This is a genomic window from Sphingomonas sp. CCH15-F11 (genome assembly GCF_001557005.1).
Lineage (GTDB): Bacteria > Pseudomonadota > Alphaproteobacteria > Sphingomonadales > Sphingomonadaceae > Sphingomonas.
On record NZ_LSKG01000077.1, the window covers coordinates 1 to 4,199 of the forward strand.

The following is a 4,199-nucleotide window of genomic DNA, read 5'->3' on the forward strand; positions in this document are numbered from 1 at the left end:
GCGCCAGTCGATCGGGTAAAGCCAGCGATGTTCGCGCGCGATCGGCATGACGATTCTATGAGTCACGACCGAGCGGAACGAAAGCAGAAAATTCGCTGTATTTATCTATCCAGCGGCAAGCGCCTATCATGTGATCCTGCACGTAGGTTTTGCTTGGGAGGTTCTATGACGACTCTCACCCGCAAGTGGCGGGCGTTTGATCGAACCGTTGAAGAAGTGCGCGCCAAATTCGCGGACTTGTCGCCGGCGAAGCTGGAAGCCCTGATCGATGAGGCCGTTGCGGCGACGCGTCAATCCGCCGAGCGAGAAGGCGGGCGTCTCCCCCCTTCCCTATCATAGCGCGTCCGGGCTGCCTCTATCCCGCTGGCTTTGCAGCCCGGCCACGCTGTTCCGTTCGTTTATCCATCACTGAACCACTTCGATGCCCTTGCGGCGGATGACATTCAGCAGCGCGAGCGCCGGTCCCTTGGCTTGCTTGGTGCCCCGTTCGAGCTGCGAAACATAACCCGTCGTAAGGTTCAGGTATTTGGCGAGCGCGGCCTGACTCAAATGCGCCTCTTCGCGCACGCCGCGAATTTCATCGGGCGTGATCGGCGCGGCCGTAGGCGGCGCATCCGGCCCCAGGTGGCGGACGGTGATCTTCCGATAGGTGTCATCGCCCATCAGACCAACGCTGTGCATGTCGTCGGCCGTCTCGAGGAGCGCCTCGGTCAGCGTGCTAAGCGTCTTCGCCATTCTCAATCTCCTGTAGCTTGCCGATGCTCACGGCTTCATCAAGGGCGGTGTCGTCGTTCGCCAGGAACTCGGCGGCGATGTCCCGCAAGGTCTGCAATTCGTCGTCATCGATGTTCTCCCGCTCGCTCTTGGCAAAGCCGTAGAGGAAAAACGCCCGATCCTCCGTCCGATAGGCCACGATCATGCGAAACCCGCCCGATCGTCCCTGCCCTGGTCGCGCGACGCGCTGCTTGATGAGGCCGCCACCCAGATCGGCGTCGATAAGCCCACGCTCGGCTCGCTCGATCGCCTCCTTCAAATCCGCGTCACTAATTCGTTCACGTCGGACGAACCGCGCGACCCATTTGGTTTTGAAAATCCGCACGGCATCGTCCTATAATACCCAGAACTATAGCACACAGGCAGACACTTTCAACCCGCTTAAGCGATGGTGCGCCTACCGCTTCGCGGCACCGTGGCTCCTACCCGCTTCGCTCCCCGAGTCCGCGAGCGGTCTCGGCCTGTCGGTGACGATCCACTGGCGGGGTAAGTCGTGATCCCCTTTCATTCCACGCTGCATATCTGTATACAAGTATAAATCTATACCTGTAGGAGTGTAGCATGAAGGTTCTCGCCATCCTGTCGCAGAAAGGCGGCGTCGGAAAAACGACGCTGGCGACGTGCCTTGCCGTGGCGGCCGAGCAGGCAGGCAAGGAAACCGCGATCATCGACCTAGACCCGCAGGCGACAGCATCGTTCTGGAAAGATGTGCGCCAGCTTGACACGCCCGCCGTCGCCTCGATCCAGCCGGTGCGGCTCGCGGCGATGCTCAAGGCCTGTGCCGACGCCGGCACGGACCTTGTGGTGATCGATGGCGCGGCCGTCGCGCGTGATGTTGCCTATGAGGCCGCACGGCACGCCGACTTCATCCTCGTGCCGACGAAGACGGCGGTGTTCGATACAATGAGCATGACGCACACGTTGGACGTGGTGCGGCAGCTCGATCGCGCCTTCGCCGTCGTGCTGACATTCGTCCCGCCCCAAGGACAGGAGACGGGCGATGCGATGAAAGCAGTCGAGGAGCTGGGCGCGGCGGTCTGTCCGGTGACGATCGGCAACCGCAAGGCGTTCTTCCGCGCGCAGGCCACAGGCCAGGCAGTGCAGGAGTTCGAGCCGAACGGCCCGGCCGCAGCGGAAATCAACCGCCTATACGAGTATACGGTTATACGCCTATACGATAAGGCGGAGGTGGCGTGATGGCGAAGGGCAACACGCTCCAGGCGATGCTCGACCGGGCCAAGGCCGGCGGTGACACGTCGGCGACGCCCGTCCCGACCGTTGCGCCAATCCCCGCCAGACCCGCGCAGGCCGGGCGGCAGGGGACCAAGCTGATAGGGGGACATTTCGCTCCCGAGGTCAGCACGCAGCTCCGTATTCTTGCGGCCGAGGAGGGAACGACGGTGCAGAGCCTGCTAGGTGAGGCGCTGGACGATCTTTTCGTGAAGAAGGGCAGGGGCCGCGTCGCACGTAGCGTATAGGAGTATACAAATATACTGCTATACTTGCATCATCGAAAAGTGAATTTTGGGGCAGCGCCTCACCTTTGCGCGGCGGGCGTGCTGAAATCCACCAGCACGGGCAGCTCGGGAATCCCGCCACGCAGCTTAGCGCGTCGCACGATGCTGTGTTGGTCGATCAGGTTCTGTGCGTCGCGCTTACCGCTGGACGTTTTCGGGAACCAGTGGAGCGCCACCCGTTCGACCTTGCGCCCGTTCTTGATCGGCGTGAAATCGACATAGAAGGGGCAGAGCTTGTTGATTTCCTCGACAGCGACCTTGAGGCAGTATTTGTTCAGATCGGCGAAGCGCTCAAGTTTCCCCTCGGGGACGTTGAGCAGGCCGCGCACCTCCTCGATCGTGAACTCCTCTTTCTGCTTGTATTCCAAACCGATGCGACGCTCGATCATTTCATAGAGGCAGAGGGCGTATTTCGACTCAAAGCAATACATTACCTGCGTCTTGAGACGGGCATAGACCTGACTGTTCCGCAGTATCTCGATCAATTCTTCGGGGATGCGGTAGTGAAGGAAGCCGTCCTTTTCGAGGCTTTCATCGCTGGGGCCGAGGAGCTGGACGCGGCGCTTGTAGCTCTTGCCGTCCTTGCGGATCGTGACGATCGCGATAGTGCCCATGAGACGTAGCAGCGAGCTTTCCACGCGCTCGTTGCCCTGGTGCGTCCCTTTCAGTCCCGACTTCGCAATGCGATGGATGATCGGCTCGCCAATACGCTCCCAGGCATTGGCGATGAGCAGGTTGTAGATACGGCGATCAGCGAGGGTGAGGGGGCTTAGCTCGACGATATCGACCAGCTCGCCGGGCTTGACGATTTCCCCGTAATTGGCGGGATCAAAGGGATTTCCGCGCCCCTTTTGCGCCAGCGTGCGGAAGGACATATCGACCACGGCAGGTTGGGACATAGGCTTGACCAACGGTGAGCAAGAGGGGCTTATCGACTCACCCTAACCGCGAAAAGTGAGCCAGGCAAATGTTCCGGCTCCCCGATGGAAACGGTGAGGGGGCTACCCCAAAACTCACCGTCACCGCCGACCCGGTTGCCCGGCTACCCCGAAGCTCACCGGACCCGGCCCGAACACTCACCTTTACCGACCCTAAAACTCACCGCACGCTACCCCGAAACTCACGCGACTCGACCCCAACGCTCACCGTTGAAGTCGTTTTTCCGCAGAAATCCGGGCCTTTCAGCGCCCTGAATCTTGAATCAGAAGAATTAGAGAATCTGAACCGCGAAAGGTGAGCTTTGGGGTAGGCCAGTCTGTGGATAACCAGCGTCAGGATACAACGACGGAATCGGCCTAACGGCCGATGCGCTATTTGTTGCGTGCCGGCTACGCCGTCACCAGAGCGGCGCAGGCTAAGCGGGAAGAAGAGGGCAGGATTTAGGGCTAGAGCATGACCGGATCACGTTGAAGCGTATCCGGAGTTGACGAGATAGTTTCGGCATTCGTCGGGTGTGAAGTAGTCGAGCAGGGATCCGATCCGCCTCCAGGTTGCCTCTACGGATCGCTCATCGGCTTTGCGCAGCAGCGTTTTGAGCTTGGAGAACATCTGCTCGATCGGGGCGGTGATGCGGTCGTGCCGCAGGGCGGCGATGAAAGTCAGTGTGCGCCAGCGGCCGTGCGGCACCTTGGCCAGCAGGCGCTCCCCGCGCGGGCTTCGGCCGTGGGTCCGCGTCATGTTGGTCTTGGCCCAGGTCTCGTCGATGAAGAGGGGAGGGGACACGCCTTCGTCCAGCATCATGTCGAAAAACGCATCATCGTTCGGCGTCGGGACCATGTCCTCGATCACGAGGTTGGCGCGCGACTCCGCCATGTCCTCCCGCCACATGGCGACTTCCGCGGGCGTGCCTCGCACGAAATCCATCGCGCGGACTTCGGCGCGGATCGCCTCGATATCGAAATCGCTCAT

5 protein-coding genes and 2 pseudogenes are annotated in these 4,199 nt (G+C 60.8%); 3 read left to right on the top strand and 4 right to left on the bottom strand.

The features are described 5' to 3' along the window. A pseudogene (locus tag AX709_RS19140) lies at positions 1–339 on the top strand (ribbon-helix-helix domain-containing protein); the annotation flags it as partial. 66 nt (positions 340–405) lie between these two features. On the opposite strand, the gene AX709_RS07445 reads toward AX709_RS19140, so the two are convergent. After that, positions 406–735, bottom strand: coding sequence for a helix-turn-helix domain-containing protein (locus tag AX709_RS07445; RefSeq protein ID WP_066212942.1), 330 nt, complete (start codon positions 733–735; stop codon positions 406–408). Beyond that, positions 719–1,099: a type II toxin-antitoxin system RelE/ParE family toxin gene (locus tag AX709_RS07450; RefSeq protein WP_066212947.1), complete on the bottom strand. Its 381-nt coding sequence runs from the start codon at positions 1,097–1,099 to the stop codon at positions 719–721. The genes AX709_RS07445 and AX709_RS07450 overlap by 17 nt, the downstream gene beginning before the upstream one ends. A gap of 236 nt (positions 1,100–1,335) precedes the next feature. On the opposite strand from AX709_RS07450, the gene AX709_RS07455 reads away from it, so the two are divergent. Both AX709_RS07455 and AX709_RS07460 read left to right on the top strand, forming a co-directional pair. Continuing rightward, positions 1,336–1,971, top strand: a complete 636-nt coding sequence (locus tag AX709_RS07455; protein WP_066212949.1) for a ParA family protein — start codon at positions 1,336–1,338, stop codon at positions 1,969–1,971. Next, positions 1,971–2,252 carry a ribbon-helix-helix domain-containing protein gene (locus AX709_RS07460; protein ID WP_196490168.1) on the top strand — a complete coding sequence of 94 codons (282 nt, stop codon included), beginning with the start codon at positions 1,971–1,973 and terminating at the stop codon, positions 2,250–2,252. The genes AX709_RS07455 and AX709_RS07460 overlap by 1 nt, the downstream gene beginning before the upstream one ends. A gap of 59 nt (positions 2,253–2,311) precedes the next feature. Here the strand turns inward: AX709_RS07460 and AX709_RS07465 are convergent, their stop codons facing one another. Continuing rightward, entirely contained in the window at positions 2,312–3,190 is an 879-nt protein-coding gene (locus AX709_RS07465) for a replication initiation protein (protein ID WP_066548318.1), read from the bottom strand. A 502-nt stretch (positions 3,191–3,692) separates the two neighbouring features. Further along, positions 3,693–4,199: pseudogene (locus AX709_RS19145) on the bottom strand (hypothetical protein); the annotation flags it as partial.

What these genes read in the sequence shown, in the direction of transcription:
- AX709_RS07445 (WP_066212942.1), bottom strand. Translation starts at nt 735, where the DNA reads ATGGCGAAGACGCTTAGCACGCTGACCGAGGCGCTCCTCGAGACGGCC.
- AX709_RS07455 (WP_066212949.1), top strand. Translation starts at nt 1,336, where the DNA reads ATGAAGGTTCTCGCCATCCTGTCGCAGAAAGGCGGCGTCGGAAAAACG.
- AX709_RS07460 (WP_196490168.1), top strand. Translation starts at nt 1,971, where the DNA reads ATGGCGAAGGGCAACACGCTCCAGGCGATGCTCGACCGGGCCAAGGCC.
- AX709_RS07465 (WP_066548318.1), bottom strand. Translation starts at nt 3,190, where the DNA reads ATGTCCCAACCTGCCGTGGTCGATATGTCCTTCCGCACGCTGGCGCAA.